This is a genomic window from Microbispora sp. ZYX-F-249 (assembly GCF_039649665.1).
GTDB classification, from domain to species: domain Bacteria; phylum Actinomycetota; class Actinomycetes; order Streptosporangiales; family Streptosporangiaceae; genus Microbispora; species Microbispora maris.
Genome location: NZ_JBDJAW010000043.1, coordinates 23,059 through 49,221, shown reverse-complemented (window position 1 = coordinate 49,221; position 26,163 = coordinate 23,059). Strand labels below are relative to the sequence as shown.

The following is a 26,163-nucleotide window of genomic DNA, read 5'->3' as shown; positions in this document are numbered from 1 at the left end:
CATGCCTGTTCAGCACGTCCTCGGCTCCACCATCCACTATCGGGACACCGGCTCCGGGGCGCCGACGGTGTTCCTGCACGGCAACCCCACCTCGTCCCACCTGTGGCGGCACGTGATCCCCGCGGTCGGCGAGGGCCGCCGCCTGGCCCCCGATCTGATCGGCATGGGTGAGTCCGGCAAGCCCGACATCGCGTACACCTTCGCGGATCACGCCCGCTATCTGGACGCCTGGTTCGACGCCCTCGACCTTCGCGACGTGGTCCTCGTCGGGCACGACTGGGGCGGCGCCCTGGCCTTCGACTGGGCCTCCCGTCATCCGGATCGGGTACGCGGGATCGCCTTCACCGAGACCATCGTCAAGCCGATGAGCTGGGAGGAGTTCCCCGATGGCGGCCGGGAGCTGTTCGCGGCGATCAAGACGGAGGGCGTCGGCGAGAAGATGATCCTGGACGACGACGCCTTCCTGAAGGGACTGCCGGGCACCGTCGCCGGCCCCATGGACCAGGACGACCTGGCCGTCTACCGCAAGCCGTACCCGACCAGGGAGAGTCGCCTGCCGCTGCTGCGATGGGCCCGTTCGATGCCGCTCGGTGGTGAGCCGGCCGACGTGGTGGCACGCGTGGAGGCGTACGACGAGTGGCTGGCCGCCAGTCCGGAGGTGCCGAAACTCCTGCTCGCCTTCGCGCCCGGACCCGGCACGATGGTGCACGAGGACATGATCGACTGGTGCGCGGCCACCATGGCCGCCCTCGAGATCCGGCGGTTCGACGAGGTCGCGGGGCACCACACGCCCGAAGACCACCCCGAGCTGATCGCCGCGGCCATAGTGGACTGGGCGAAGGCGCACGCGCTCCGCTGACGCTCCGCGTCCACGGCCGACAAGGGTTCCGGGCCCGCTGCCGGGAATCGGAGGCGACGTCGGGCGTGGACGCCGGGACAGGTCGCAACTGTCGGTGCCCTCCAATACGGTCTTCCTCGGCACGCGGAGCCCCGCCCGCCTCTCGTGGCGGGCGGGACTCCGCGATCGGGCGGGTGCGACACGGATTCCCGGCAGGGATCCGTGACACGGATTGGGGGGCCGGATGGCGGAACGCAGGGCGCTTGACCTCGACTCGCCGGCGATCAGCGATCGGTTCAGGCTGTTCAACTTCACCAGGCGTGACGACCATGTGGCCTACCTGTGGGTGCTGCGGGCCATGGACCGGCTGCGGGAGGTGCACCGGGTCCAGGTGGACGCGGGCGAGGTGCAGGGGGCCCTCACCGAGCTCGCCCGGCTCCACGACGAGGTGCCCACCTTCGACGGCAACCTGCGTGACCGGCTGGACGCCCTGTACGAGGACGGGGTGGTGCACCGGTTCGACGACGCCTCGCGGGCCGGCAACCTCGTCCGCTACCGCAACAGGCAGTCGGTCTACCAGTTCAGCGAGCTCGGCTACTGGGCGTACACCTCGGTCGAGGGCCTGCTCGCCGCCCGCATCCAGGACGCGAACCTGTCGCGGCTGGTCTTCTCCGACATCCTGGAGGACCTCAAGGCGCTGGCGGCGGCCAACCGCGCGGGGCAGGGCGAGCAGGTCTACCGCCGGCTGTCCCGGCTGGACTCGGTGATGGAGGACATGGGACGCCGCTCCGCGCACTTCCACGTGACGCTCGGCGAGATCATCCGCTCCACCGACGCCTCTCCCGAGACCTTCCTGCGCTACAAGAACGCGCTGCTGACGCACATGTCCGAGTTCATGGCGGAGCTCGACCGCTATCTTCCCCGGCTGGCCGCGGCCGTACGCGACGTCGAGACGAGCGGCCTCGCCTCCCTGCTCGACCGCGCGGCGGCGGCGGACGAGCGGCCCTTCATGGACCGCCACGAGCGGCTGGAGGACTGGCGCCGCCGCTGGTCCGTGCTGCGGGCGTGGTTCGCGCCCGAGGGGCCGGAGGAGTCCCGCGCGGGGGAGCTGCGCAACGCGACGCGTATCGCGGTGTCCGGGGTGATCGCGCTGCTGCGTCAGATCTCGGAGGCGCAGCGCGGCGGCGTCAACCGGGCGACCCAGCTGCGGCACCTGGCCGAGTGGGTCTGGAACGCACCGGACGAGGGCGCCGCCCACGCGCTGATGGGCGCGGCGTTCAACCTGCGCAGCGCGCGGCACCTGGGCGCGGCCCACGAGGACACCGAACAGATCTCGCCCAGGAACACGTGGTGGGACGCGCCGGGAGTGGAGGTGTCGGTCACGCTCTTCCGCAGCGGCAAGGCGCCCACGACGGGCGTGCCCACGCCGGTGCGCGGCAACCCCGGCGCGCGGGCGGCGCTGCGCCGCGAGCAGGCCGCGGAGCGCGCGGCCGAGCGCGAGGCCGCCGGGCACCTGGTGGGGATGGGCGCGCACGGCCGGGAGCTCGACGACGCGGAGACCAGGGTCCTGCTGAAGCTGATGACACGGGCGCTGGAGGGACGCACGGTCGTCGCCGGCCGCCTGAGGAGGGGGTCCGGCGCCGACGACGCCGTGATGATCCGGCTCGTGCCGTCCGACCGCGGGAGCGCGGTGCGCACCGCGCGGGGGCTGCTCCACCTGCCCGGGTTCCGGGTCGAGATCGCCGGGCGGACGCCGGTGGCGGGTTCGCGGGCGGGGGGTTCCCGGTGACGACTCGCGCCCGGGCCGCCGTCGGCGTCTCCGCCGCCGACCTCGGCTCCTACCAGCAGGCGGTCCGCCGGGTGCTGACCTGCGACCTGATCACCAAGGAGCGGCCGCGCCCCGGCGTGCTCGACCAGGTGCTGCGGTGGGCCGACGAGATGACGCGCGACTTCCGCGAGCTGCTCGGCTACACGCTGATCGCCACGACCCACCACGTGCGGCTGGTCCGCCATCTCGACGTCCTGGACGAGACGCAGCGCTCGATCTTCTCCCGCAAGGGCAAGCCGTTCGACCGCCGGCGGCTGGCCTACCTGTGCCTGGTGCTCGGGTCGTTCCAGCGCTCCCGCATCGAGATCAGCCTGGCGGACCTGGTGCGGACCTTCACGCCGCTGGCCAACTCCGTCGGCGGTCTCGGCTTCGACCCCGCGATCGGCTCGCACAAGGCCGCCGTCGTCGACGTGCTGGGCTGGCTGGTGGACCGCGGCGCGCTCCGGCTGTCCGACGGCAGCCTGGAGTGGTGGGCGCGCGACACCGAGCGCGGCGACGCGCTGTACGACATCGACCACGACATCTGCGCGGTGCTGTTCAAGCCGGCCCGGCCCGTCCAGCACCTCACCAGCGCGGCCGGCCTGGTGCACGAGCCGCCGCACGCGAACCCCGTCCGCAGGGCCAGGCGGCTGCTCACCGAGTTCCCCGTGGTGTACTACGCGGACGTCGACCCCGAGGTGGCCGACGCGCTGCGGTCCCCGTGCCTCGCCGAGGACCTCGTCCGGTTCACCGGGCTGGCCCTGGAACGGCGCGCGGAGGGCGTCATGCTCGCCGACCCGGGCGGCGTGTTCACCGACCGGCCGTTCCCGGGCCGGGGCAACGCGGTGAGCCGGGCCGCCGGCCTCCTGCTGGCGAAGATCGCCGACCTGCTGGAGGACCCCGAGCACGTCCCGGAGCGGCTGCCCGTCCCCGCGCTCGCCGCCGATCAGGCGGGCCTCGTCGCGCGGATGGACACAGGCCTGCCCCGCGACGGCGTCGTCTCCGAACTCGCCTGGTCCGCCGCGGAGGCGGAGCCGGTTTCCCCCGGCGACCGGCCCGCGCCCGCCGAGGCGCCGTTCGTGGAGCGCGGCCGCCTCGAGTCGATGACGACCGAGCTGTACGACGAGTTCGGGGCGGCCTCGTTCACCACCGCCTGGCAGCAGGACGCACGGGGGCTGCTCGACGCGGTCGTCGCCTTCCTCGCGGACCTGATGCTGCTCAGGCCGGTGCCCGGCGGCGTGCTCGTCCTGCCCGCCGCGCTGCGGTATCGCAACATCCGCGCCGCCCTGCCCACCCGGACCTCGGGCGGCCAGCTGGCGCTGGTGGCGCTGCCCGCGCCGGCCCCACAGAAGGACCCGTCGGCGTGGGAGCACGCGCCGGCGCAGGAGGAGGAGCGATGACGCCGCCGAGCGACCGGTTCCAGCCCAGCAGAGCCGGTGTGGTCAACGTCTGGGACTACGTCGACGAGGAGTTCGCCTTCGCCGACGGGCGCCTGGTCCTGCGCGGGCACAACGGCTCGGGCAAGACCAAGGCGCTCGAGGTGCTCTTCCCGTTCATCCTCGACGGCGTGGCCGACGCCCGGCGGCTCGACCCGTTCAGCGGCGAGAACCGGACGATGAAGTCCAACCTGCTCTACCGGGGGCAGGAGGCCGAGTACGGCTACGTGTGGATGGAGTTCGCCCGGCGGGAGATCGGGGCGGAGCCCGCCGAGACCGACGAGACGGTCACCCTCGTCATCGGCATCCGCGCGCACCGGCACCGCGACGGCGTGCGCACCTCGTTCTTCGTCACCGACAAGCGGCTCGGCGTCGACTTCGGCCTGCTGGCGCCCGACTCCCGGCCGCTCACCGAGCGGCAGCTCAAGGCCGTACTCGGGCCGGACGCCCACAGCGAGACCGCCACGCAGTACCGCGACGCGGTGGACGCCCGGCTGTTCGGGCTGGGCAGGGAGCGTTACACCCAGCTCCTCGACCTGCTCCTGGCGCTGCGCCGCCCGCTGCTGGCCAAGGACCTCGACCCCGACAAGGTGTCCGCCACGCTCACCTCGGGTCTCAGCCCTCTCGACGAGGAGCTCGTCGACCAGGCGGCCCGCGACTTCGAGAACCTCGCGGCGGTGCAGAAGCAGTTCGACGACTTCGCCGTCGCGGACGAGGCCGTACGCGCGTTCCTGACCGACTACGTCGCCTATCTGCGCACCCACGCGAAGGCCCGGTTGTCCCGCATCCAGACGGAGATGGACGGCGCGGTGGACCACGCCCGCACGCTGGTGCGGGCCGAGGAGACGCGCAGGACGGCCGCGGCCGCACGCGAGACCGCGGCGGCGGCCGCCGCCGCGGCGGAGACCGAGCGGGAGGGCCTGGAGCGCCGCCTCGCCGCGTTGCGCGCGGACGACGCCTACCGCGCCCGGGGCGAGCTTGACCTGCGCCGCCGTCAGACCGCCAAGACGGGCGAGGAGATCGAGCGGGAGCGGGCCCGGCTGGCGGACGCCGCCGATCACCTGGCCGCCCTCGAAGGGGAGGCGGGCGAGCTCGCGGAGCGGCTGGAGGGCGCGAGGGCGGCGATCGTCCGCCACGCCACGGACCTCGCGGACGCGGCGGAGCGGGCCGGAATCTCCCACGACGGGGACGGCCCGGCCGACACGGGGGAGGACCTGCTCACGACGGCGAGGGCCCGGGCCGCCGCCCGCCGGGACGACGTCGCGAAGGTGCGCGACGAGATCGCCGGGGTGACCGGGGCGGAGCGGGACCGGCTCCGGGCCGAGACCGACCGTGACAAGGCCGACAAGGACGTCGAGGAACGGGAACGGCGGTGCGAGGACGCCGACGCCGCGCTGGCGACGGCGCGCCGCGACGCGCGGGAGGCCCTCGACGCCTGGGCCGCCCGCTGGGCAGGTCCGCCGGCGCCGGTGGAGAAGGACCTCAGGGAGGACGAGCACACGGGGGACGAGCGGCCCGGATACGACGAGGCCGTGGCCGGGCCGGCGGACGTGGAGGCGCTGGCCGAGGCCCTCGGCCACGCCGGTGACGCCGGGGCGCCGTCCCCGGCCGAGGTCTACGGCGTGCGGACCGAGGAACGGCGCACGGAGGCGGCCAGGTCCGCGGAACGCCTGTCCGCCCGGGTCCGCGACCTCGCCGCCGAGCTCGTCCGCCTGCGCCGCGAGCGGGAGGAGATCGCGGCGGAGCGCGACGAGGCGCCGCCGCACGACGACCGCCGGACGGCGGACCGCGACGGACGCCTGGGGGCGCCCCTGTGGCGGCTCGTCCGCTTCGCCGACGGCCTCGGCGCGGAGGAGGCGGCCGGGCTCGAAGGAGCCCTGTACGGCGCGGGACTGCTGACCGCCTGGGTGCACCCGCAGGCGCGGCACACCCTCGACGCCCTCGCCGCGCCGGAGCCCGACGGCTACCTGCTCCCGCTCCCCGAGGAGAGCCGCCCGGCCGGCCCCACGCTCGCCGACGTGCTCGTGCCGGAGGAGCAGGACCTCGTTCCGGCGGCGGTCGTCGTGGACGTGCTGCGGTCGGTCGCGGTCGCCGACACGATCACGCCCCACCGGGATCGACCGGGTGGACCGGTGCCGGTGGTGACCCGCGGGGCCCAGTTCGGTCTCGGTCTCCTCGTCGGCGCCCGGCCCAAGCCGTCGCCCGAATACATCGGCGCCACGAACCGGGCCAACCGCCGCGCGGCCAGACTCGCCGAGTACGACGAGATGATCGGCGAGACGAGCCGGGCGCACGAGGCCGCCGAGCGGGACCTGGCGCGCGCCAACCGCCGCCTGGAGGACTTCGCCCGGGCACGGCGGGAGCTTCCGCCCGCCACGGCGGTCGCCGCGGCCCTCGCCCGTGTGTCGCGCGAGTCCGCGCTGCTGGCCCAGGCGCGGGCGGCGCTGGCCGGCCGCCGCCGCGACCTCGACGCCGCCGTGGCCCAGGTCGACGCGGCCCGCCGGCGGCTGCGGCAGGTCGCGGCCGAACGGAGCATGCCCGTCGCCGAGCAGGAGGTCGACGCGGTCGCGCGGGCCGTCGACGACTTCCTCGCGACGGCACAGCGGCTGCACGACGGCCGTGAGCGGGCCGCGTCCGAGGAGCGGGACCTGGCCTCCCGGCAGGCCGCGATCGCGCGGCAGCGCGAGCGGCACGACGCGGACTCCCGCGTTCTGCAGGACAAGGAACGGGAGCACCGGGCCGACGCCGAGGAGCTCAGGGCGGGTGAGGAGGCCCTCGACGCGCCGCTGCGCGAGGTGCTCGCCCAGGTGGAGGAGGCCGAGCGCCACCTCGCCGAGGTCCGCCGGCGGTGCGAGGAGCACGCCGCCGCGGCGGCGCGGGAGGACCGGGCGCTGATCGTCGCCGAGAACGACCTCAAGCACGGTCAGGCATCGCTCGGTCAGGCCCTCGGGCACCTCTTCGAGCACGCCGCGTCGTTCGGGCCGTACGCGCACCTGGAGCTGCGCCCGCTGCTCGGCGTCGCCGCCACCGAGCCGTGGCCCGCCCACGTCGGCTGGCCCGAGCCCGCGGAGGCGGCCGCGTCGGTGGCGGCGGAGTTGTCCGCCCACGCCATCGCCGGGGAGGGGGGCGGGCCGCCGCCCGATCCCGCCGCCCTCGTCGGCCGGGTGCTGCCAGGAGAGGTCGCCGCCCTGCTGGACGCCTTCGCCGCGGAGATGGCGGACATCCGCGTGCCGGGGGAGAGCGCGCTCAAGAGCTCCGCGAGCCGGCTGTCGGCCTCGCTGCGGACCTTCCAGGACGCGCTCGACGGCTGCGCCGAGGACTACCGCCTGGAGCACGACCCCACCGGCGTCGTGATGGTCTACGTCAGCGACGAGGGAGGCCGCAATCCCGTCGCCGCGTTCGCCCGGCGCGTCGCCGGCCGGGTCCGGGAACAGGGCGTGCTGCTCGAGGAGCGGGAGCGGACGGTGCTGGAGGACGAACTGCTCACCGCGCTCGCCCGGCAGGTGCACGACCGGGTCCGCACCGCGCGCGACCTCGTGCGCGGGATGAACGAGGACACCCGGTCGCGGCCCATGTCGTCCGGCACCAGGATCGGCATCCGCTGGGGCCGTTCCGACAGGCTGAACGACCGGCAGGTCGCGGTCGCGCGGCTCCTCGACCGGGACGCGCACGGGCTCGGCGCGGCCGGGCTGGCCGAGCTGCGCGGTCTGCTGCGGGAGATGATCCGCGGCTACCGCGCCGCGCACCCGCGCGCCACGTACCGGCAGGCCCTGGCCGACGTGCTCGACTACCGCACCTGGTACGGCTTCGAGCTGGTGCTCGCCGTGCCGGGGGAGAAGGAGGTGAAGCTCACCCGGGCCAAGCACGAGGAGATGTCCGGTGGGGAGAAGTCGGCGGCCATCCACCTCCCGCTGTTCGCGGCGGCCAACGCCCTCTACTCGTCCGCCAAGCCCACCTGCCCGCGCGTGATCGCGCTGGACGAGGCGTTCGCCGGCATCGACGACCGGTACAAGCCCGAGCTGCTGGGCCTGACCGTGAAGTTCGGTCTCGACCTGTTCATGACCGGCCACGACCTGTGGATCCACTTCGACACCGTGCCGATGGCCGCGCACTACGACATGCACCATGACAAGAGCGCCCACGCGGTCTCGGCGATGCTGATGCTCTGGGACGGCGACCAGACCATCGACGCCGACGCCGGGTTCGCCGGCAACGAGGAACTGGCCGAGACGCTGCTCGGTTTCCGGCCGAGCCGCCGCGCTCCCGCCCTCACCGAGGGTACCCTCCTCGCCGCCGAAGGCGACGAGGAGCCCGACGACGTGGAGGCGGGTGTGTGACCACGGCCTGCGCCGCACCTCGACGTCAAGACATCCTTGACACCTCTTCCGGTGTCAAGGTTGGCTTGACCTGTGACCGAGTCTGCCCCTCCCCCCGGACGGCACGACGATCCGCGTGCGCTCGGGTCGGCGAACTACTCATGGGCGGGGCTCGCCCGGCTGGCCCTCTCGGAACGGGGGCGTGTTCTGGCGGACAAGACCGCCGCGCTGGTGCCGACCAACCGGCCCGGCTCGGACGAGGTCCTGCTCGTCGAGGAGGCCGCCAGGCTGGTCGAGGACGCGCAGCGTCTGCTGACCTTCGCCGTGATCTACGAGCGGCTGAGGAACGTCAGCTGGGAACGCATAGGCGTCGCCCTGGGCAGGGCCGGTCGCAGAACGGTCAGCCGGCAGGCCGCGCATGAGCGGTACGCCGACGCCGAGCGGGACTTCCGCCGCCGCCTGCTGTACGCCTGGCTGTTGCCGGAACGCGCGGCCGAGGTGCTGGACAGCGCCGACCACCTCGCCGAGGTGATCGGGAATCTGAACGTGTGGCTGGGCAACCGGGAAGAGCTCGGCGACGAGTCTCCCCACGCCGGCCTGCCGCCCATGAGCGCGAATGAACGCGCCGAGCTGATCGACCAGGCCGAGTCCCTGCTGCAGACGATGGCGGGCGGCGTCGGCGAGCAGGAGCACCGCGACCTGCAGGCCGGCCTGTGCCGCCGGCGGATCGAGCTGTACGAGGACCTCGCCGGCCGGGCGCCCGGTGATCCCCACGTGCTCATAGCGCTGTCCGAGGCCCGCGAGCGCCTGGAGGAACTCCGCGCGGCCGGCTCCTGGACCTCCCCGGCCCGCAGCACCGAATGAGGACAATCCGGCCTCGCCCCGCGCGTCCCCGCCGGTCTTGACAGACGGCGCCGGCCTTGACAGAAAGCCGTGACGGACCGCTTCGACGATGAGGAGTTCCGCGTGAGCGAGACGACCGGCACCCACGCCTTCCGGGAAGCCCGCGACCTGCTGCTCCGCTTACGGGAGGACCCCGAGCGGGCGGCGCGTGAGTTCGCGTGGCCGGTGTTCGGCGACAGGTTCAACTGGGCCACGGACTGGTTCGACGTCATCGCCCGGGGCAACGACCGCACGGCCCTGTGGATCGTGGAGGAGGACGGCTCCGAGCGGCGTCACTCCTTCGACGAGATGGCCCGCCGCTCCGACCGGGTGGCCGCCTGGCTGGCCGCACAGGGGGTCGGCACGGGCGACCACGTGCTGCTCATGCTCGGCAACCAGGTCGAGCTGTGGGAGTCGATGCTGGCCGTGATGAAGCTCGGCGCGGTGATCATGCCGGCGACCACCGCCCTCGGCACGGCGGACCTCGCCGACCGCGTGCGCCGGGGACGCGTCCGGCACGTCGTCGCCAACGCGGCCGACACGCACAAGTTCGACGGCGTCCCGGGCGATTACGGCCGCGTCTGCGTGGGCGAGGCGACCGGCTGGCTCCGGTACGGCGACGCGTACGCGATGCCGGATCCGGAGCCGTACGAGGCCCGGACCTCTCCCGGCGACCCGCTGCTGCTGTACTTCACCTCGGGGACGACCAGCAGGCCCAAGCTCGTGCGGCACACCCAGGTGTCCTATCCGGTGGGGCACCTGACGACGATGTACTTCGCCGGGGTGCGGCCGGGCGACGTCCACCTCAACATCAGCTCACCCGGCTGGGCCAAGCACGCCTGGAGCTGCTTGTTCGCACCGTGGAACGCCGAGGCGACGGTCTTCGTGCACAACTACTCCCGCTTCGACGCCGCCGCCCTGCTCGCGCTGATCCGCCGGGCGGAGGTGACCACGTTCTGCGCGCCGCCGACCGTGTGGCGGATGCTCATCCAGGCCGACCTCGGGGACGGGCCGGGCCGCCTGCGTGAGGCGGTCGCCGCGGGGGAGCCGCTGAACCCCGAGGTCATCGCCCAGGTGGAGCGGGCGTGGGGGCTGACCGTCCGCGACGGGTACGGCCAGACCGAGACGACCGCGCTGATCGCCAACACGCCCGGCACGCCGGTGAAGGCCGGCTCGATGGGCCGCCCCCTTCCCGGCGTCCCGGTCGTGATCGTCGATCCGGTGACCGGCCGGCCGGCGGACGAGGGCGAGATCTGCCTCGACCTCGCCGCCCGTCCGGTCAACCTGATGACCGGATACCTGGACGGCGACGAGGAGGCCATGGCCGGCGGGCTCTACCACACGGGGGACGTCGCGGTCCGGGACGCCGACGGCTCGATCACCTTCGTGGGACGCACCGACGACGTGTTCAAGGCGTCCGACTACAAGATCTCGCCGTTCGAGCTGGAGAGCGTGCTCATCGAGCATCCCGCCGTGGCGGAGGCGGCGGTCGTCCCCGCCCCGGACCCCATTCGCCTCGCCGTGCCCAAGGCGTACGTGGTGCCCGCCGCGGGCTGGGAGCCGAACCGGGAGACCGCCGCGGCCATCCTGCGGCACGCCCGCGAGAGGCTCGCGCCGTACCAGCGGGTGCGCCGGATCGAGTTCGCCGACCTGCCCAAGACGATCTCGGGGAAGATCCGCCGGGGCGAGTTGCGGGCCAGGGAGACCTCCGCGGCGCAGGAGGGGACCCCGCCGTCGAGGGAGTGGCGGGACGACGAGTTCCCCGAGTTACGCGCCTGAGCGGCCGCCCGTGCCGTCGCCGCCGGGGAAGGCGTCCGGCGGTCCGGCCGTTCCCGCCCGGCCTGCCCGAGAGGATAGGTTGGCTCCCGATCATCTGGGCCCGAGTCGCTATGGGGAGGTGCGGGACGTGGTGCCGTCCACGCTCGGCGGTCGTTACGAGCTGGAGGAGCTGATCGGCCAGGGCGGGATGGGCGAGGTCTGGCGGGGCCGGGACCTGCGTGCCCACCGCCCCGTGGCGGTCAAGATCCTCGCGCCGCAGGTCGCCGGGGTCGCCTCACGGGAACGCTTCGCCCGCGAGGCACGCGCCGCCGCCCGCGTCGTCCATCCGAACGTGGTGACGGTGCTGGACGTCGGCGAGCAGGACGCGCGGCCCTACCTGGTGATGGAGCTGCTGACCGGCCGCAGCCTGGCCGCGGAGCTGCTCGACCGGGGCCGGTACGGCGTGGCGGAGGCGTGCGACCTCATGAGCCAGGCCGCCGCGGGGCTGGACGCCGCCCACCGCGCCGGGGTCGTGCACCGGGACGTCAAACCCGCCAACCTGCACCGCACCGCGAGCGGCGTGCTCAAGGTGGTCGACTTCGGCGTCGCCCAGGTGGCGACCGAGGCGGCGCGGCTGACGATGGTGGGCACCGTCGTCGGCACCGCCGCGTATCTCGCGCCGGAACAGATCGACGGCCGGGGCGGCGGGGCCGCCTGCGACCTCTACGCGCTGGGGTGCGTCTGCTACGAGCTGCTGTGCGGGCACCCGCCGTTCACCGGGTCGGCCCCCGAGCTGGTGTATCAGCACATGCACCAGGCCCCGGTGCCGCCCGGCCGGCACCGGCCCGACATCCCCGCCGAGCTGGAACGCCTGATCATGGCGCTGCTGGCGAAGGACCCCGCCGCACGGCCCGCCGACGCGGAGGTCGCGCGCCGGGTCCTGGCGACCGTCGCCCTCTCCGCGACGCAGCCGGGGCGCGAAGGCGGCTCGGCGGCGTGGGAAGGCGGGCCGGTGGCGTGGGAGACCGGGGCGGCCCCGGCGCACGGGCCGTATCCGGGTGGTGCGCGTGCGGGCGACACGGCCCTGCTCGACGCCCCGCCGCCCGCCGTCCCGGCCGGCCGTACTCCGCGGTCGCCCGAACGGCGGACGCTGATCCGGCTCGGCGCCGCGGTGGCGGGGCTCGCCGTGATCACGATCGGGGTGGCGGCGCTGTCCGACGGCGGCGGGCGGGCCGAACCCGCGGTCGCGGCCCAGTCGCCGGCGGCCACCCGCGCCGAGACGTCACCCGGCCCGTCGAGGAAGGCCTCGGCGAGTCCGTCGCCCCGGCCGTCCAGGACACCGTCCTTCAGGCCGTCACCGAGGCCGTCTCCCACGCCGTCCGCGACGCGACGCGTCTACCGCGGCTACATGGAGTGGCTGGCCGCCTTCGACCACGCCGTGCAGGCGCAGGAGAGCCGGGGCGGCATCGAGCCGAAGCTGGCCCGCGAAGCCCACGACGCCATCAGGAAGACGGCCAGGGACCTCGCCGAGGGCAGGGGCAGGGGCGACAAGGCCGCGCGGCGCGTCCGCGACCTGCTCATCAAGCTGCAGCGGGCGCATCGGACGGGCAGGCTCGCCGACGGCCCGCTGATCGACTTCGTGAACTCCGCCGGCTTCAGCTCCCGAGGGGACGACGACTGAGGTCCTCGACCGGCCCGACGTCGCGGGTCCACGACCCCAGCACGAGCAGGGTCTTGGTGCCGGTCACGTCGCCGGCGCGGCGCAGCCGGTCGATGACCTGCTGGAGATGGCCGAGGTCGCGGACGCGGACGTGGATGAGCGCGTCCGGGTCGCCGGCGATCGTGAACACCTCCTGCACCTCCGGCACATCCGTGGCGGTACGGACGATCTTGCCGACCGGGGTGGTGCCGGGGTAGCGCAGTTCGGTGAACGCCTCGATGCCCCAGCCGAGCTTGGCGTAGTCGATCCGCACGGTGAAGCCCGTGATGACGCCGATCTCCCGCAGGCGGTCGACCCTCCGCTTCACCGCGGCCACCGACAACCCGATCTCGGCGGCCATCTCCGAGAAGGTCCTGCGCCCGTCCTCGCGCAGCAGGCGCAGCAGCCGGTGGTCGATGTCGTCGATCTCCGCCATGGGCATGTCCCTCTCCAACCGTCATCGGCGCAAAGAACAGTAGCGTTCCGGGCGCGATTCCCCATCTTTTTGCGTTTTCCGGGCGGCTTGCCGCGCGATGCTTGCGCGGACGCCGTGGGCGTTGGTGTGCTGTGGGTCACCCCTCGATCCCAGGAGGTTCGCGTGTCCTCGCCCGTGTCCTCACCGGCCGTCTCGCTCGACGACAAGTACGCGGCCGAGAACGGCACCGTGCTGATCTCCGGCGTCCAGGCCCTCGTCCGGCTCACCCTGGAGCAGCGCCGCCTCGACGCCGCGCGCGGCCTCGACACGCGGGTGTTCGTCTCCGGATATCCCGGTTCGCCGCTGGGCGGCGTCGACCTGGAGATGGCACGGGCCGCGCGATTCCTGGAGGAGGCGGGGGTGGTGGCCCGGCCCGGCCTCAACGAGGAGCTGGCGGCCACGGCGGTGGCGGGCACGCAGCTGCTCGCGCAGGTGCCGGGCCGCCGGCACGAGGGGGTGACCGGCTTCTGGTACGGGAAGAACCCGGGCCTCGACCGGGCCGCGGACGCGATCCGGCACGGCAACGTCGCCGGCACCGCGCCGCTCGGCGGGGCGGTGGCCTGGATCGGCGACGACCCGGGCAGCAAGTCGTCGACCGTGCCCAGCTCCTGCGAGCCGATGTGCCAGAGCCTGTCGATGCCGCTGCTCGCCCCCGGCTCCGTGGCGGAGGTCGTCGAACTCGGGCTGCACGCGGTGGCGCTGTCGCGGGCCACCGGTCTGTGGGCCGGCCTGAAGATCGTGGCCGACGTCGCCGACGCCTCCGCCACCGTCGACCTCGGGCGGCTGCGCGAAACCATCCGGTCCGGCGTCCCGGTGCCGGACCGCGCGGAGCGGGGAGCGCCGCCCACCCTGGTCGGCCCGGCCTCGCTCGACGCCGAGCACGACATGCTCACCCGCAGACTCGGCCTGGCCCGTGAGTACGCCCGCGCGCACGGCCTCAACCGGATCACCCACGACGCGCCGGGGGCCACGACGGGCGTGCTCGCGTCCGGCGCCTCCTACGCCGTGGTCCTGCGCGCCCTGGCCGACCTCGGCCTGGACGAGGCCGCGATGGACCACCTCGGCCTGCGGCTGATCCGGCTCGCCATGCCCTTCCCGCTCGCCTACGACGACCTCGCCGCCATGACCGCCGGGCTCGACCGGGTGCTCGTGGTCGAGGACAAGGTGCCGTTCCTGGAGGGGCACCTCAAGCAGGCGTTGTACGACACCGGCCGGCGGCCCGACGTCGTCGGCCGGGAACTGCTGACGGCGCGCGGCACGCTCGGCGGCGAGGACGTGGCCGGGGCGCTCGCCACCTGCTTCGGCCCCGACCGCCTGCCCCGCCGGGCGGCGATCCTGTCGCCCGCCCCCGCGAGGCGTCGCGTCATGCTCCCTCTGGCCGCCGTCCGCACGCCGTACTTCTGCTCGGGCTGCCCGCACAACGCCTCCACGCGGGCCTCCGACGACACGCTGGTCGGCCCGGGCATCGGCTGCCACGCCATGATCGCCCTGGACGGCGACGGACGCGGCAGGCGGATCGGCATGACGCAGATGGGAGGCGAGGGCGCCCAGTGGTTCGGCCTCGCCCCCTTCACCTCCGACCGCCACTTCACCCAGAACCTCGGCGACGGCACCTTCCACCACTCCGGCTCGCTCGCCGTGCGCGCCGCCGTCGCCGCCGGCGTCTCGATGACGTACAAGCTGCTCTACAACGACGCGGTGGCGATGACCGGCGGGCAGCGCGCCGAGGGCCGCCTCGACGTCCCGGCGCTGACGCGGTGGCTCGCGGCCGAGGGCGTGCGCCGCGTCGTGGTCACCACCCCGGAGCCGGAGACCTACCGGGGCGTGCGGCTGGCGCCGATCGCGTCCGTACGGCACCGCGACGACCTCCCGGCGGTGGAGAAGGAACTCGCGGCGATCGACGGGGTGACCGTGCTCATCCACGACGACCGGTGCGCGGCCGAGGAGCGGCGGCTGCGCAAACGCGGAAAACTGCCCACGCCGAGGGCCAGGGTCGTGGTCAACGAGCGCGTGTGCGAGGGCTGCGGCGACTGCGGGGACGCCTCGACCTGCCTGTCGGTGCAGCCGGTGGAGACCGAGTTCGGCCGCAAGACCCGCATCCACCAGGCATCGTGCAACTCCGACCTGAGCTGCCTCAAGGGCGACTGCCCGTCGTTCCTGCTCGTCGAGCCCCGTCCCGCGGCGTCGCGTACCGTGCCCGAGCCGCCGGTGGCGCTGACCGAGCCGGCGCCGCGGTTCCCGGAGCGCTCGGTGCTGCTGCGGATGCCCGGCATCGGCGGCACCGGAGTGGTCACCGTCTCGCAGATCCTGCAGATGGCCGCCCACCTCGACGGCCTGCACGCCGCCGGGCTCGACCAGACCGGGCTGGCGCAGAAGGGCGGTCCCGTCGTCAGCGACGTGCGCGTGTCCCCGCACCCGATCGGCGGGTCGGTCCGCGCCGCCCGCGGCACCGCCGACGTCCTCGTCTGCTTCGACGTGCTCACCGCCGCCGCGGACGACACGCTCGCCGTCGCCTCGCCCGGCCGTACGGTCGCCGTCGTGAACACCGCGATCGTGCCGACCGCCGCCATGGTCACCGGCCGCGCCGCCCTGTCCGGGCCCGAGGACGCGGTCGCCCGCATCGCGTCGGCCACCCTGCCCGAGGCCTGCCTCCAGGTGGACGCCGGCGCGCTGTCCGAGGCGTTGTTCGGCGACCACATGCCCGCCAACCTCGTGCTCGTCGGCGCGGCCTACCAGCACGGCTGCATCCCGATCTCGGCCGGCGCGATCGAGCGGGCCATCCGGCTCAACAAGGCGGCGGTGGAGCGGAACCTGGCGGCATTCCGGTGGGGACGGGCCGCCGTGATCGACCGCGAGGCCGTCTTCCGGGCCGCGATCCCCCCGGCCCCTCCCGCCGTGCCGGTCGGCGTCGCCGCCCTGCGCGAGGCGGCCGGGACCGGAGCGCTCGAGGAGACGCTCGCCGTGCGGATCGCCGACCTGACCGGCTACCAGAACGCGGCCTACGCCCGCTCGTACGCGCGTGACGTGCGCCGGGTGGCCGCGCTGGCCGCCGGGCGGGCGGGGGAGGAGGCCGGCGCGCGGATCGGGCTCGCCTACGCCCGGGGGCTGCACAAGCTCATGGCGTACAAGGACGAGTACGAGGTCGCCCGGCTGCACCTCGACCCCGTGGAGCGGGCCCGGCGCGAGCGGGAGTTCGGCCCCGGCGCGGCCGTGTCGGTGCTGCTGCACCCGCCGCTGCTGCGGGCGATGGGCCTGCGGCGCAAGATCAGGCTGCGCCGGTCCGCCGATGTCGTGTTCCGCGGGCTGCGGGCCGCCCGCGTGCTGCGCGGCACCGCCCTCGACGTGTTCGGGCACGCCGCCGTCCGCCGCGTGGAGCGTACGCTGGTCGGGGAGTACCGCGAGCTGGTACGGCGCGCGATCGAGCGGCTCACCCCGGCGACCGCTCAGACCGTCGCCGAGATCGCCGCACTGCCGGACGTGATCCGCGGCTACGAGGGCGTGAAGCTCGCCCGTGTCGCGGAGTTCCGCGACCGCGCGGCGGCCCTGCTCGCCCGGCTGGACGACCCCGCACTGGTGGAGGTGCCGTGACTGTCGACCGTCTGCTGCCCGGACAGGACGCCCGGGACCTCATCGAGCTGACGCGTGAGATCGCCGACAAGGAACTCGCCCGCCGGGTCGACGAGCACGAACGGGCCGAGACCTACCCCGAGGGCCTGTTCGCCACGCTCGGCGCGGCCGGGCTCCTCGGCCTGCCCTATCCGGAGGAGCACGGCGGCGGCGGCCAGCCGTACGAGGTGTATCTCCAGGTGATCGAGGAGCTGGCCGCGCGGTGGGCCGCCGTCGCGGTCGCCGTGAGCGTGCACACGCTGTCCTGCTTCCCCGTCGCGACGTACGGCACGCCCGAGCAGCGGGAGCGCTGGCTGCCGGACATGCTCGCCGGGCGGCTGATCGGCGGCTACAGCCTGTCCGAGCCCCAGGCCGGGTCGGACGCGGCGGCCCTGACCTGCAGGGCCGACAAGACGGAGGACGGCTACCGGATCACCGGTACGAAGGCGTGGATCACCCACGGCGGCCGGGCCGACTTCTACGCGTTGTTCGCCCGGACGGGCGAGGGCAGCCGGGGCGTGTCCTGCTTCCTCGCCCCGGGCGCCGCCGAGGGCCTGACCTTCGGCCGTCCCGAGGAGAAGATGGGCCTGCACGCCATTCCCACCACCACCGCCCACTGGGACGGCGTGCCGATCGAGGCCGACCGCCTCATCGGCGCGGAGGGCCAGGGCCTGCCCATCGCCTTCGGCGCGCTCGACTCCGGCAGGCTGGGCATCGCCGCCTGCGCCGTCGGCCTCGCCCAGGCCGCGCTCGACGAGGCCGTCGCGTACGCCAAGGAGCGCGAGACGTTCGGCAAGAAGATCATCGACCATCAGGGGCTCGGCTTCCTGCTCGCCGACATGGCCGCGGGCGTGGACTGCGCCCGGGCGACCTACCTCGACGCGGCCCGCCGCCGCGACGCCGGCCTGCCGTACGGCAGGCAGGCCAGCGTCGCCAAGCTGGTCGCGACCGACACCGCGATGCGGGTCACCACCGACGCGGTCCAGGTCTTCGGCGGATACGGCTACACGCGGGAGTTCCGCGTCGAGCGCTACATGCGCGAGGCGAAGATCATGCAGATCTTCGAGGGCACCAACCAGATCCAGCGCCTCGTCATCAGCCGCCACCTCGCCCGCTGAGGTTGTGCCGAGGGGTGTGCCGGCCGCGTCTATCGGCACGCCCATCGGCCTTCCCGGGCACACAACCCGGCGTGGCCGAGGGCCACCTCGAAGAGCGTCATGAGGACGCCGCGGCGTCGGTCGACTGCTTGACGAAGTGCCCGCGGCAGTGGGTGCAGCAGAAGCCATAGGTCTTCCCGCCGCGCTCCAGGATGACAGCGTCCGTGAGCGGGACGGCCGCGCCGCAGACCGGATCGACGATCACGTCGGCGGCGACCGGAGCCGCAGGGCTGGTCTTGGCCTGCTCGATCAGTCGCAGGACGTCGGAGGAGTGCTGGGCCCGCCCGCGCAGCCCGTAACCGCCCTGGGCAAGGCTGATCACGTGCACCACGGCCCGCGGCTCGGGATTTCCTTCCGCCTCCGCCAGTTCCGCGGTGACGCGTGAGACGAGGTGCTCGCTCATCTCCTTCCCCCACATCCCGACGATCACGTTCACCACGTACCAGGGGCCCTGCGAGGGGTCGAGCAGCCGCCCGCCGACGCTCCATATCTCCTCCTCGCGCACCACCGTGTGGGTGAGCGAGTCGAACAGGTCGATCACGCCAGGATCGGCAGCCATCGTCTCTCCCCGCGCGGCCGACAACAGGCGCCGTGCGGTCAGCCGCCCGGCGAGGCTTCGGCGCTGTTGCTCATCGAAGACACCCCGGGGCACCAGCAGCTCAACGAACAGCATCGTCGCTTCGTCCTTTCGAAGAGGATCGATCAGCGGCAATGCTCGCGCGACGGACTCCCCGCCGTCGTCGGCCCAGGGACGACTGTCTCGGCTACCTCGCCGGTCGTAGCGGGCAGGAGCTCTACGACAGGGGGAGTATCGCGGTGGGCTCTCCTCCTGGGGCTCCGCGGCGTGGCCGCAGAGGACGGGGCCGCCTTGGGAATCGGCGCGCCCCGATCGGTGTTCCCTGCCGATCAGAGCGTACCGTTAGGTGGGTTCTGTCCGCTTATTAGCTGTTTGGGGGAATTGTGGCTAAGCCAGTTCTGCAGATCATCATCGCCAGCACGCGTCCCGGGCGGGTCGGGCTACCGGTGGCGGAGTGGTTCCGCGACCGCGCGGCCGCCCAGGACGCCTTCGAGGTCGAGCTCGTCGACCTGGCGGAGGTGAACCTGCCGTTCCTGGACGAGCCGAACCACCCCCGGCTCCGGCAGTACGTCCACCAGCACACCAAAGAATGGAGCGCGACCGTCGAACGCGGCGACGCGTTCGTGTTCGTCACGCCGGAGTACAACTACGGCTTCAACGCCGTTCTCAAGAACGCCCTCGACTACCTGCACCACGAGTGGCAGTACAAGCCGGCCGGGTTCGTCAGCTACGGCGGCGTGTCCGCGGGCACGCGGGCCGTGCAGATGCTCAAGCAGGTCGTCACCACGCTGAAGATGGTGCCGGTGTTCGACGCGGTCTCGATCCCCTTCGTCGCCCAGCTCCTCGACGAGGAGGGCCGCCTGCGGCCCAACGACGTCATGAACGGGGCGGCGGACACGATGGTGGCCGAGCTGGAGCGGCTGTCGGCCGCGCTGCGGCACCTGCGCCCCGCCGCCTGATCGTCACCCCGGCAGCGAGCCGGTCACCGGGTCCCGGCGCGTGAGGCAGTAGACGCCGCCCACCGGGTCGCGCATGACGAGCCAGTGCCGCCCCCGCGCCACGAGCACCGCGCCGTGCCGCTCGTGCCGTACGCGGGCGGTGTCGGGGTCGGCGCAGGCCAGGTCGACGTGGGCGGACCGGCCGGGCCCCTCGCCGAGCCGCTGCAGGAGGATCCGCACCGGCATCCCCGGCATCGCCAGCACCGTGAACTCGGGCAGCGACCCCCGGCGCGGCGGCCACCCGGTCAGCGCCGCCCAGAAGGCCACCTCCTCCTCGTACGCGCCGGGGGCGATGTCGAGGCAGACCTGGTCGAGGCGGGTTCCGGCGAAGACGGGCGGCCGCCGCGTCGTCCCCTCTCCGGGGACGAGACAGAACGCCCTGCCCTCCGGGGAGCGCAGCACGGCCCAGTCGCCGTGGTCGCCGGCGACGGCGGCGCCGAGCGCCACGGCCCGGGTCGTCGCGGCGCGGACGTCGTCCACCTCCAGATCGAGGTGGGCGCCGCCCCCGTCGCCCACCGCCTGGATCTTCACGCACGCGTCACCGGTCTCCGGCAGCAGCGTGGCGAACTCCCCGCAGTCGCCCCGCCGCGGCGACAGGCGCGTGCCGGTCACGGCCGTCCAGAACGCGGCGGCTTCCCCGAACCGCTCCCGGGGCCTGTCGATGAAGGCCAGCACCCGGCGCACCGCCATCAGGGAGCCTCGCCGAGCAGTGGGAGCAGCGCCGCCGCCAGGTCCGCCGGGGCGCGGTAGACGACCCCGGTCATGCCGAGCACCCTCGCCGCGCCGACGTTCTCGGCCAGGTCGTCGACGAACAGGCAGCGCCGGGCGGGGACGCCGGCGCGGCCCGCGGCGATCTCGAAGATCCGCGGGTCGGGCTTGGCCACCCCCACGTCGTAGCTGCTGACGACGTGGTCGAAGGCGTCGTGCAGCTCCAGCTCACGCAGGTGGGCGGCCAGCTCCGAGGTGGCGTTGCTGACGAGCACGACGGGGACGCGGGCGCGGGCCCGCCTGAGCAGCGCGAGCACCTCCTCGTCCGCCCACGTGCGGGCCGCCAGCCAGTCGGCGGTCAGCGCGCTCGCCCGCGCGGACGAGCCGACCAGCTCGGCGAGGACGGGAACGGCCGACGCCAGCCACTCCTCGCGGGTCACCAGCCCGGTCAGGGCCGGGACCACCAGCGCGGACCCGCCGGTCACCCGCGCCACCGTTCCCGGCTCCACCCCGTACGCCCGCTCGACCTCCGCCTGCTGCTCAAGATCCTGGAATTTCACGACACCGTCGAAGTCGCACAGCACCGCGTCGAAGGGTCTGATCGCCACGTTCCGAGCCTACGGCCCGAGCGTCTCGTACAGCGCGATGTGCCGTTCGGCGGCGGCCGTCCAGGTGTGGCGCGCGGCGAGCTCCCGCCCCGCCGCCCGCCTGCCGGGATCGGTGTGGCCGAGGGCGTGGGCGAGCTCGGCGGCGAGGGCCCCGGGAGTGGCGGCGAAGCGCGCGGCGGAGCCGAAGACCTCACGCAGGACGGGCAGATCGCGCACCACCAGGGGGACGCCCGCCGCCAGGGCCTCCATCGCGGCGAGCCCGAAGCCCTCCTTGACCGACGGGAACGCGAAGGCGCCCGCGCCCGTCACGAGCGGCGGCAGGTCCGCGTCGGAGACAGGGCCGAGCACCGCCGGCTCGACGCCCAGCTCCGCCGCCCTGGCCTCCCACCGCGCCCGATAGTCCCGGTAGTCGAAGAGCGTCTCACCCCCGGCGATCACCAGCCGGACGTCCGGCCGTGCCTCCCGCAGCAGCGCGTACGCCTCCAGCAGGTCGAGCGAGCCCTTGCGCGGCTCGATGCCGCCGACCGTCAGGACGTACGACCCGAGCCGCCTGCGCCACATCCCGGTGGCGACCGGATCAGCGGACGCGAAGCGCTCGTACGCGACGCCGTTGGGGATCACCGCCGCCGTGATGCCCCACCCGGCCGCGAGCTCGGCCGCCACCGCCTCCGACACGCAGACGTGCGCGTACGGCGTCACGATGGCGCGCTCGTGGCAGGCGGCCAGCTCGGGCGTGGTGAAGTGGTCGACGTGGTGGACGGTCCGCACGCACCGGCCGGCCGCGTTGGCGCTGATGCAGTCCTGGGCGTGGACGACGTCGTAGGACGCCGCCTCCGGGGCGAACGCCCTGCGCAGCACCGCGATCGACCGCAGCACGCGCGGGCCGACGCCCTCCCCGGGAATGTCGGGGAACGGCACGACGCACAGCCGCACGGCCGGGGCGACCGGGCGGAAGAACCCCGAATCGCCGCCCCGGCCGAGCGTCCACACCGTCACGTGCTGTCCCGCCGCCGCGAGCGCCTCGGCGAGGGCGAGGGTGTGCACGACCCCGCCGCGGGGCCTGGTCGAGTAGCTGAGCAGCGCGATCCTCACCCGCGCGCCTCCCGGTAGACGTCGGGCCTGCGCTCGTCGAGGTGACGCAGGATCCGCCGGGCGCGGTCGATCTCGGCGGCGACGTCGAGCTCGGCCACGGCCAGCCCGGCCTTCGACCAGGTGCGGGCGAGCACGTCCCCGCCCGGCCCGACGACCTTGGCCTGGCCCAGGAAACGCATGCCGCCCATCACGCCGGTCTGGTTGGAGGAGGCGAGCACGACCTGGTTCTCCGCGGCCCGCGCCTGGTCGTACAGGTCGAAGAGCCGCGACTGCCGGTCCTGGGCCATCCGGGGCGCGCGGTTGGTGACGCTGGCGGGCCACGCCGACAGGCACGCCAGGATCTGCGCGCCGTCGAGCGCGAGGCTGCGGGCCGACTCCGGGAAGGTCTTGTCGTAGTCGATCAGCATGCCGAGCCGCCCGGCCGGGGTGTCGAAGGCGTCGAACCGGTCGCCCGGACCGTAGGCCGCGGTCTCGCCCGCGGGCAGGTGCACCTTGCGGTGCAGGCCGAGCACGCCGTCGCCGCTGACGCACACGGCCGCGTTGTACCGGACGTCGCCGCCGTCCTCGCAGAAGCCGACGCACACCACCATCTCGGCGGCCAGCGCCGCCACCCGCGCGATCACCGGGTCGTCCGGCTTCAGCGCGGGCGGCAGCGCGTCGGGGTCCGGCCGGCGCAGGTCGGCGAGGTAGCCGCCGAGCGCGGCGTCGGGCAGCACGAGCAGCCGGGCGCCCGCGGCGCGGGCATCGCCGATCACCTTGGCGATGCGGGCCAGGTCGAAGGCGAGATCGCGGCCGAAGTGGGCGGCCGCCGCGGCGATCCGCAGGACGCTCACCCCGCGTGCCCCGCCTGCCCCGCCGCCCCGTAGGTCTCCGGACGGCGGTCGCGCAGGTGGCCCATCGACCGGCGCGCGGTCTCCAGCGCCCGCGGCACGTCGACCTCGGCGACCGCCGTGCCGGGCCCGACACCCGTCGCCGAGACGATCTCGCCACCGGGGTCCACGACCTTCGCGCTGCCGACGAAGCGCAGCGACCCGAACGTGCCCGCCTGGTTGGCCGACAGCCACACGATCTGGTTTTCCAGCGCCCGGGCCCGGTCGAACAGGTCGAAGCGCCGCTTCCAGCGGTCACGCTCCAGGTCCCGCGCCGCGTTCGTCCGCGAGCCCGGCCAGGCCGACACGCACACTCCGATCTGCGCGCCGTCGAGGGCCAGCGCACGGGCGGACTCCGGGAACGCCTTGTCGTAGCAGATCATCATGCCGATCCTGCCGACGGGCGTGTCGAAGGCGTGGAAGCCGTCGCCCGAGGCGTAGCTGGCGTTCTCGCCGAGCGGCTGGTGGACCTTGCGGTGGTTGCCCAGCACGCCGTCGCCGCTGACGCACACCACGCTGTTGTAACGGGCGTCGCCGCCGTCCTCGCAGTAGCCCGCGACCACGACCATGTCGCCGGCCAGCGCGGCCAGCCGCCGGATCTCGGGACCGTCCACGGCGAGCGGGGGCGGCCCGGCGTCCGCCGCGTCGCCGTCGAGGCTGAGCAGGTAACCGCCGAGGCACGCCTCGGGCAGCGCGAGAAGCCGCACGTCCTCGTTGCGGGCCTCCTTGATGAGGCGTTCGGCGATCGCGAAGTCCTCCTCGAGGTCGCGGCCGAACCCGGCGGACACCGCCGCCATGCGCAGGGCGCTCACGCGGTCCCCAATCCGGTCACCGGGCCGGCGACGGCCTCCGTGACCTGTCCGTCGGGCCAGCGCAGCGAGACGCCCCGGCCGGTGGTCAGCTCCCCGCACACCGCCGAGGCGGCCGGTCCCGCCGGAGGCGCCGGCGCGCCCGGCTCGTCCGCCGTGAGCATCGCGAAGCCGGGGAAGCAGGTGAGCCAGTCGCCCATGGCGGCGGCGGCGGCCGGGCGCGGCACCGCGGCCACGTCCAGCACGGCCGCGCAGCCGCTCGCCTCGGCCAGCATGCCGAGCGTGCCGGCGATCCCGGCCATCGACACGTCCTTGGCGGCGGCGGGCGCGCCGGCCGCGACCGCGCCGAGCATCGCGCGCAGCTCGTCCGTACGGCGGGAGGTGGTCGAGTCCCATTGGCGGCCCCGGTATCCGGCCCGCCAGCCGCCGCCGAGGTCCGCCGTGAGGCGCACGGCATGACCGGGGCGCCCGCCGCCGCCCGGCACGGGACGCGCGGCGCGGCCGAGCGCCGTCACCGACAGCGCGGCCGGCACCCCGAGCTGCGTGTGCCCGCCCAGCACCGGCACGTTGTACGCGCGGGCGGCCCGCGCGAGGCCGTCCAGCACCCGGGCGGCGTGCGCGGCGTCGGGGGCGGCGAGCGCGTCGAGCAGCCCCGCCGGGGCGGCGCCCATCGCGGCCAGGTCGTTGAGGTTGACCAGGACGGAGCACCAGCCGGCCCACTCCGGGTCGCGTTCGACCATGGACGGCACGATCGCGTCGCAGGCGGCGACGACATCGCCGCCGGGCACCGGCGCCGCGTCGTCGCCGGTGAAGCCCGGGCCGCCGAGGGCGTGCGGATCCCGCCCGGCGAGGGCGGCGAGCAGCGGGCCGAGCGCCGACTTCGCCGCCGCGGCCTGGGCCGCGATCCGGCCGATCGGGTGGCGCATCAGCACGTGGGGCGCGCCCGAGACCGTCACCGGCCGCACCCGCGTCCAGCCCAGGCGGCGGAAGAACGTCTCGGCCCCGGCCCGCACCGTCGCCTCGAACCGCAGCACCCCCTCCGCCTCGGCGCGGGCGCACGCGGCCCGCACCAGCGCCGCGCCGGCGCCGCCGGCGCCGCGCGCGGCGGGCGCCACCACGAGACGCCCGCCCGTCCACCAGCCGATGTCGGGGCCGTCGCAGGCGGGCCCGAGGCGCACGCCGCCGACGACCGTGCCCGCCGGGTCCCTCGCCACCAGCGTGACCGTGCGCGGATCGTCGTCCCTGTCGTCGAGGTCGTGCCCGTCGAACAGCCCCTGCTCCCGGACGAACGCCTCGTGCCGCAGCCGCCGGTAGGCGCGCAGGGCCGCGGCGTCCGCGGCCTGCTCGATCCGGAGGCCGGGCCGCCGGGCCAGCGTGCTGTGGTCGCCGAGCAGCGCGAGGATGTCGGGCGGATCGGCCGATGCCGCTGCCCGCGGGTTCCCGTCGAGGTACATCGGCGCCTCACCCGCCCGCCGCGCTCAGCACGCCGCACGCGCCGCAGGCCGCGCAGCCCGCCCCCTGGTCCGCGCCGCGCATGCCGGCCGCGCGCAGCAGCGCCGCCACGCCCTCGGTGACGTACGTCAGCAGGCCGGCGCCGGGAGGCCCGATCCCGTCGCGGGCGGCGAGCGTGCCCCGCATCGGGCGGAACGGGACCACGAAGGGGTAGACGCCGCGCCCGATGAGCCGGCCCGCGCCCGCGATCAGCTCGTCGGGGTCCTCGCCCAGCCCCACCAGCAGGTACGTCGAGACGCGGTTGCGCCCGAACACCCGGACCGCCTCGTCCCACGCGGCCTCGTACTCGACCAGCGGCACCGACGACTTGCCCGGCATCCAGCGCCGCCGGACCTCCTCGTCCAGCGACTCCACGTGGATGCCGATCGCGGTGGCCCCGGCCTCGCGCAGCGCGCCGATCCAGGCCAGGTCGCCCGGCGGTTCGCACTGCACCTGGATCGGCAGGTGCGGCACGGCGTCCAGCACGGCGCGCACGCACCGCGCCAGGGTGCGCGCGCCGCGATCGGGCCCGGTGGTCGTTCCGGTGGTCATCACCATCTGCCGAACGCCGTCGAGCCGCACCGCCGCCTCCGCCACCTCGGCGAGCTGGGCGGGCGTCTTGGCGGCCACCGTGGCGCCCGACCGCAGCGACTCCTCGATGGTGCAGAAACGGCAGCGGTCGGCCTCGCCGTACCGGACGCATGTCTGGACGACGGTCGTGGCGAGCACGTCCGCGCCGTGCAGGCGGGCGATCTTCTCGTAGGGCACGCCGTCGGCGGTGGTCAGGTCGTAGAACCTCGGCCGCCGCACGGGGACGAGGGAGACGCCGGTGTCCTGGTCGCCGAGCCAGACCGTGCCGTCGCGCACGGTGTAAGGGCTGTCCGGGGCGACGGGCAGGGCCGCGCCGGCGCCGTCGACGAGGACGTGGCCGTCGCCGCTGGGCCCCGCGCCGTCCGGCCGCCGTACGGGCGTGTCGAAGGCCACGCCGCGCAGGGCCAGCTCGGCGCGGGTCATGATCCGCAGATCGACGGTCACGG

The 26,163-nt window shown here is 74.6% G+C and carries 19 protein-coding genes; 10 read left to right on the top strand and 9 right to left on the bottom strand.

What is annotated here, in order from left to right; translation table 11 throughout:
* Window position 1: 1 nt before the first annotated feature.
* The 7 genes from AAH991_RS33680 (at window position 2) to AAH991_RS33650 (ending at window position 12,718) form a co-directional block, all read left to right on the top strand.
* Entirely contained in the window at window positions 2-859 is an 858-nt protein-coding gene (locus AAH991_RS33680) for a haloalkane dehalogenase (protein WP_346229968.1), read from the top strand.
* A gap of 223 nt (window positions 860-1,082) precedes the next feature.
* Window positions 1,083-2,627: a TIGR02677 family protein gene (locus AAH991_RS33675; RefSeq protein WP_346229967.1), complete on the top strand. Its 1,545-nt coding sequence runs from the start codon at window positions 1,083-1,085 to the stop codon at window positions 2,625-2,627.
* On the top strand, window positions 2,624-4,045 hold the full coding sequence (locus AAH991_RS33670; protein WP_346229966.1) for a DUF2398 family protein: 1,422 nt from the start codon (window positions 2,624-2,626) through the stop codon (window positions 4,043-4,045). Before AAH991_RS33675 ends, AAH991_RS33670 begins: the two co-directional genes overlap by 4 nt.
* Window positions 4,042-8,418: an SbcC/MukB-like Walker B domain-containing protein gene (locus AAH991_RS33665; RefSeq protein WP_346229965.1), complete on the top strand. Its 4,377-nt coding sequence runs from the start codon at window positions 4,042-4,044 to the stop codon at window positions 8,416-8,418. Before AAH991_RS33670 ends, AAH991_RS33665 begins: the two co-directional genes overlap by 4 nt.
* A gap of 72 nt (window positions 8,419-8,490) precedes the next feature.
* The gene (locus AAH991_RS33660; RefSeq protein ID WP_346229964.1) at window positions 8,491-9,261 is read left to right on the top strand and encodes a hypothetical protein; all 771 of its coding nucleotides are present in this window, start codon (window positions 8,491-8,493) and stop codon (window positions 9,259-9,261) included.
* Between the two features lie 102 nt (window positions 9,262-9,363).
* Window positions 9,364-11,058 (top strand): AMP-binding protein, encoded by a 1,695-nt coding sequence (locus tag AAH991_RS33655; RefSeq protein WP_346229963.1) that lies wholly within the window; start codon window positions 9,364-9,366, stop codon window positions 11,056-11,058.
* A 127-nt stretch (window positions 11,059-11,185) separates the two neighbouring features.
* Window positions 11,186-12,718: a serine/threonine-protein kinase gene (locus tag AAH991_RS33650; protein WP_346229962.1), complete on the top strand. Its 1,533-nt coding sequence runs from the start codon at window positions 11,186-11,188 to the stop codon at window positions 12,716-12,718.
* Here AAH991_RS33650 and AAH991_RS33645 read toward each other — a convergent pair.
* Window positions 12,693-13,172: an Lrp/AsnC family transcriptional regulator gene (locus AAH991_RS33645; protein WP_182907427.1), complete on the bottom strand. Its 480-nt coding sequence runs from the start codon at window positions 13,170-13,172 to the stop codon at window positions 12,693-12,695. The two genes, AAH991_RS33650 and AAH991_RS33645, sit on opposite strands and share 26 nt — an antisense overlap.
* Window positions 13,173-13,334: 162 nt before the next feature.
* On the opposite strand from AAH991_RS33645, the gene AAH991_RS33640 reads away from it, so the two are divergent.
* Window positions 13,335-16,799 carry an indolepyruvate ferredoxin oxidoreductase family protein gene (locus AAH991_RS33640; RefSeq protein ID WP_346229961.1) on the top strand — a complete coding sequence of 1,155 codons (3,465 nt, stop codon included), beginning with the start codon at window positions 13,335-13,337 and terminating at the stop codon, window positions 16,797-16,799.
* Window positions 16,796-17,935: an acyl-CoA dehydrogenase family protein gene (locus AAH991_RS33635; RefSeq protein WP_346229960.1), complete on the top strand. Its 1,140-nt coding sequence runs from the start codon at window positions 16,796-16,798 to the stop codon at window positions 17,933-17,935. The genes AAH991_RS33640 and AAH991_RS33635 overlap by 4 nt, the downstream gene beginning before the upstream one ends.
* A gap of 97 nt (window positions 17,936-18,032) precedes the next feature.
* Here the strand turns inward: AAH991_RS33635 and AAH991_RS33630 are convergent, their stop codons facing one another.
* Window positions 18,033-18,647 (bottom strand): hypothetical protein, encoded by a 615-nt coding sequence (locus AAH991_RS33630; protein ID WP_346229959.1) that lies wholly within the window; start codon window positions 18,645-18,647, stop codon window positions 18,033-18,035.
* A gap of 287 nt (window positions 18,648-18,934) precedes the next feature.
* Here AAH991_RS33630 and AAH991_RS33625 point away from each other — a divergent pair, with 287 nt between their 5' ends.
* Window positions 18,935-19,510 carry an NADPH-dependent FMN reductase gene (locus AAH991_RS33625; RefSeq protein ID WP_346229958.1) on the top strand — a complete coding sequence of 192 codons (576 nt, stop codon included), beginning with the start codon at window positions 18,935-18,937 and terminating at the stop codon, window positions 19,508-19,510.
* Window positions 19,511-19,513: 3 nt separating this feature from the next.
* Here AAH991_RS33625 and AAH991_RS33620 read toward each other — a convergent pair whose 3' ends face one another.
* Genes AAH991_RS33620 through AAH991_RS33590 form a run of 7 tightly spaced genes read right to left on the bottom strand, consistent with a single transcriptional unit; the run spans window position 19,514 to window position 26,161 of the window.
* On the bottom strand, window positions 19,514-20,239 hold the full coding sequence (locus AAH991_RS33620) for a VOC family protein (protein WP_346229957.1): 726 nt from the start codon (window positions 20,237-20,239) through the stop codon (window positions 19,514-19,516).
* Entirely contained in the window at window positions 20,239-20,865 is a 627-nt protein-coding gene (locus AAH991_RS33615) for an HAD-IA family hydrolase (protein WP_346229956.1), read from the bottom strand. Before AAH991_RS33615 ends, AAH991_RS33620 begins: the two co-directional genes overlap by 1 nt.
* 9 nt (window positions 20,866-20,874) lie before the next feature.
* Window positions 20,875-21,957: an MSMEG_0565 family glycosyltransferase gene (locus AAH991_RS33610; RefSeq protein ID WP_346229955.1), complete on the bottom strand. Its 1,083-nt coding sequence runs from the start codon at window positions 21,955-21,957 to the stop codon at window positions 20,875-20,877.
* Window positions 21,954-22,790 (bottom strand): carbon-nitrogen hydrolase family protein, encoded by an 837-nt coding sequence (locus tag AAH991_RS33605; protein ID WP_346229954.1) that lies wholly within the window; start codon window positions 22,788-22,790, stop codon window positions 21,954-21,956. Before AAH991_RS33605 ends, AAH991_RS33610 begins: the two co-directional genes overlap by 4 nt.
* A complete protein-coding gene (locus AAH991_RS33600) occupies window positions 22,787-23,638 on the bottom strand; it encodes a carbon-nitrogen hydrolase family protein (RefSeq protein WP_346229953.1) in 852 nt (283 codons plus the stop codon). Before AAH991_RS33600 ends, AAH991_RS33605 begins: the two co-directional genes overlap by 4 nt.
* A complete protein-coding gene (locus AAH991_RS33595) occupies window positions 23,635-25,089 on the bottom strand; it encodes an MSMEG_0567/sll0787 family protein (RefSeq protein WP_346229952.1) in 1,455 nt (484 codons plus the stop codon). The genes AAH991_RS33600 and AAH991_RS33595 overlap by 4 nt, the downstream gene beginning before the upstream one ends.
* Before the next feature lie 7 nt (window positions 25,090-25,096).
* Window positions 25,097-26,161 carry an MSMEG_0568 family radical SAM protein gene (locus tag AAH991_RS33590; protein WP_346229951.1) on the bottom strand — a complete coding sequence of 355 codons (1,065 nt, stop codon included), beginning with the start codon at window positions 26,159-26,161 and terminating at the stop codon, window positions 25,097-25,099.
* Window positions 26,162-26,163: the final 2 nt, after the last annotated feature.

Bases quoted from the DNA above. Each gene is read 5' to 3' on its own strand.
- AAH991_RS33680 (WP_346229968.1), top strand. From the start codon at position 2: ATGCCTGTTCAGCACGTCCTCGGCTCCACCATCCACTATCGGGACACC.
- AAH991_RS33675 (WP_346229967.1), top strand. From the start codon at position 1,083: ATGGCGGAACGCAGGGCGCTTGACCTCGACTCGCCGGCGATCAGCGAT.
- AAH991_RS33665 (WP_346229965.1), top strand. From the start codon at position 4,042: ATGACGCCGCCGAGCGACCGGTTCCAGCCCAGCAGAGCCGGTGTGGTC.
- AAH991_RS33645 (WP_182907427.1), bottom strand. From the start codon at position 13,172: ATGGCGGAGATCGACGACATCGACCACCGGCTGCTGCGCCTGCTGCGC.
- AAH991_RS33630 (WP_346229959.1), bottom strand. From the start codon at position 18,647: ATGCTGTTCGTTGAGCTGCTGGTGCCCCGGGGTGTCTTCGATGAGCAA.
- AAH991_RS33620 (WP_346229957.1), bottom strand. From the start codon at position 20,239: ATGGCGGTGCGCCGGGTGCTGGCCTTCATCGACAGGCCCCGGGAGCGG.
- AAH991_RS33595 (WP_346229952.1), bottom strand. From the start codon at position 25,089: ATGTACCTCGACGGGAACCCGCGGGCAGCGGCATCGGCCGATCCGCCC.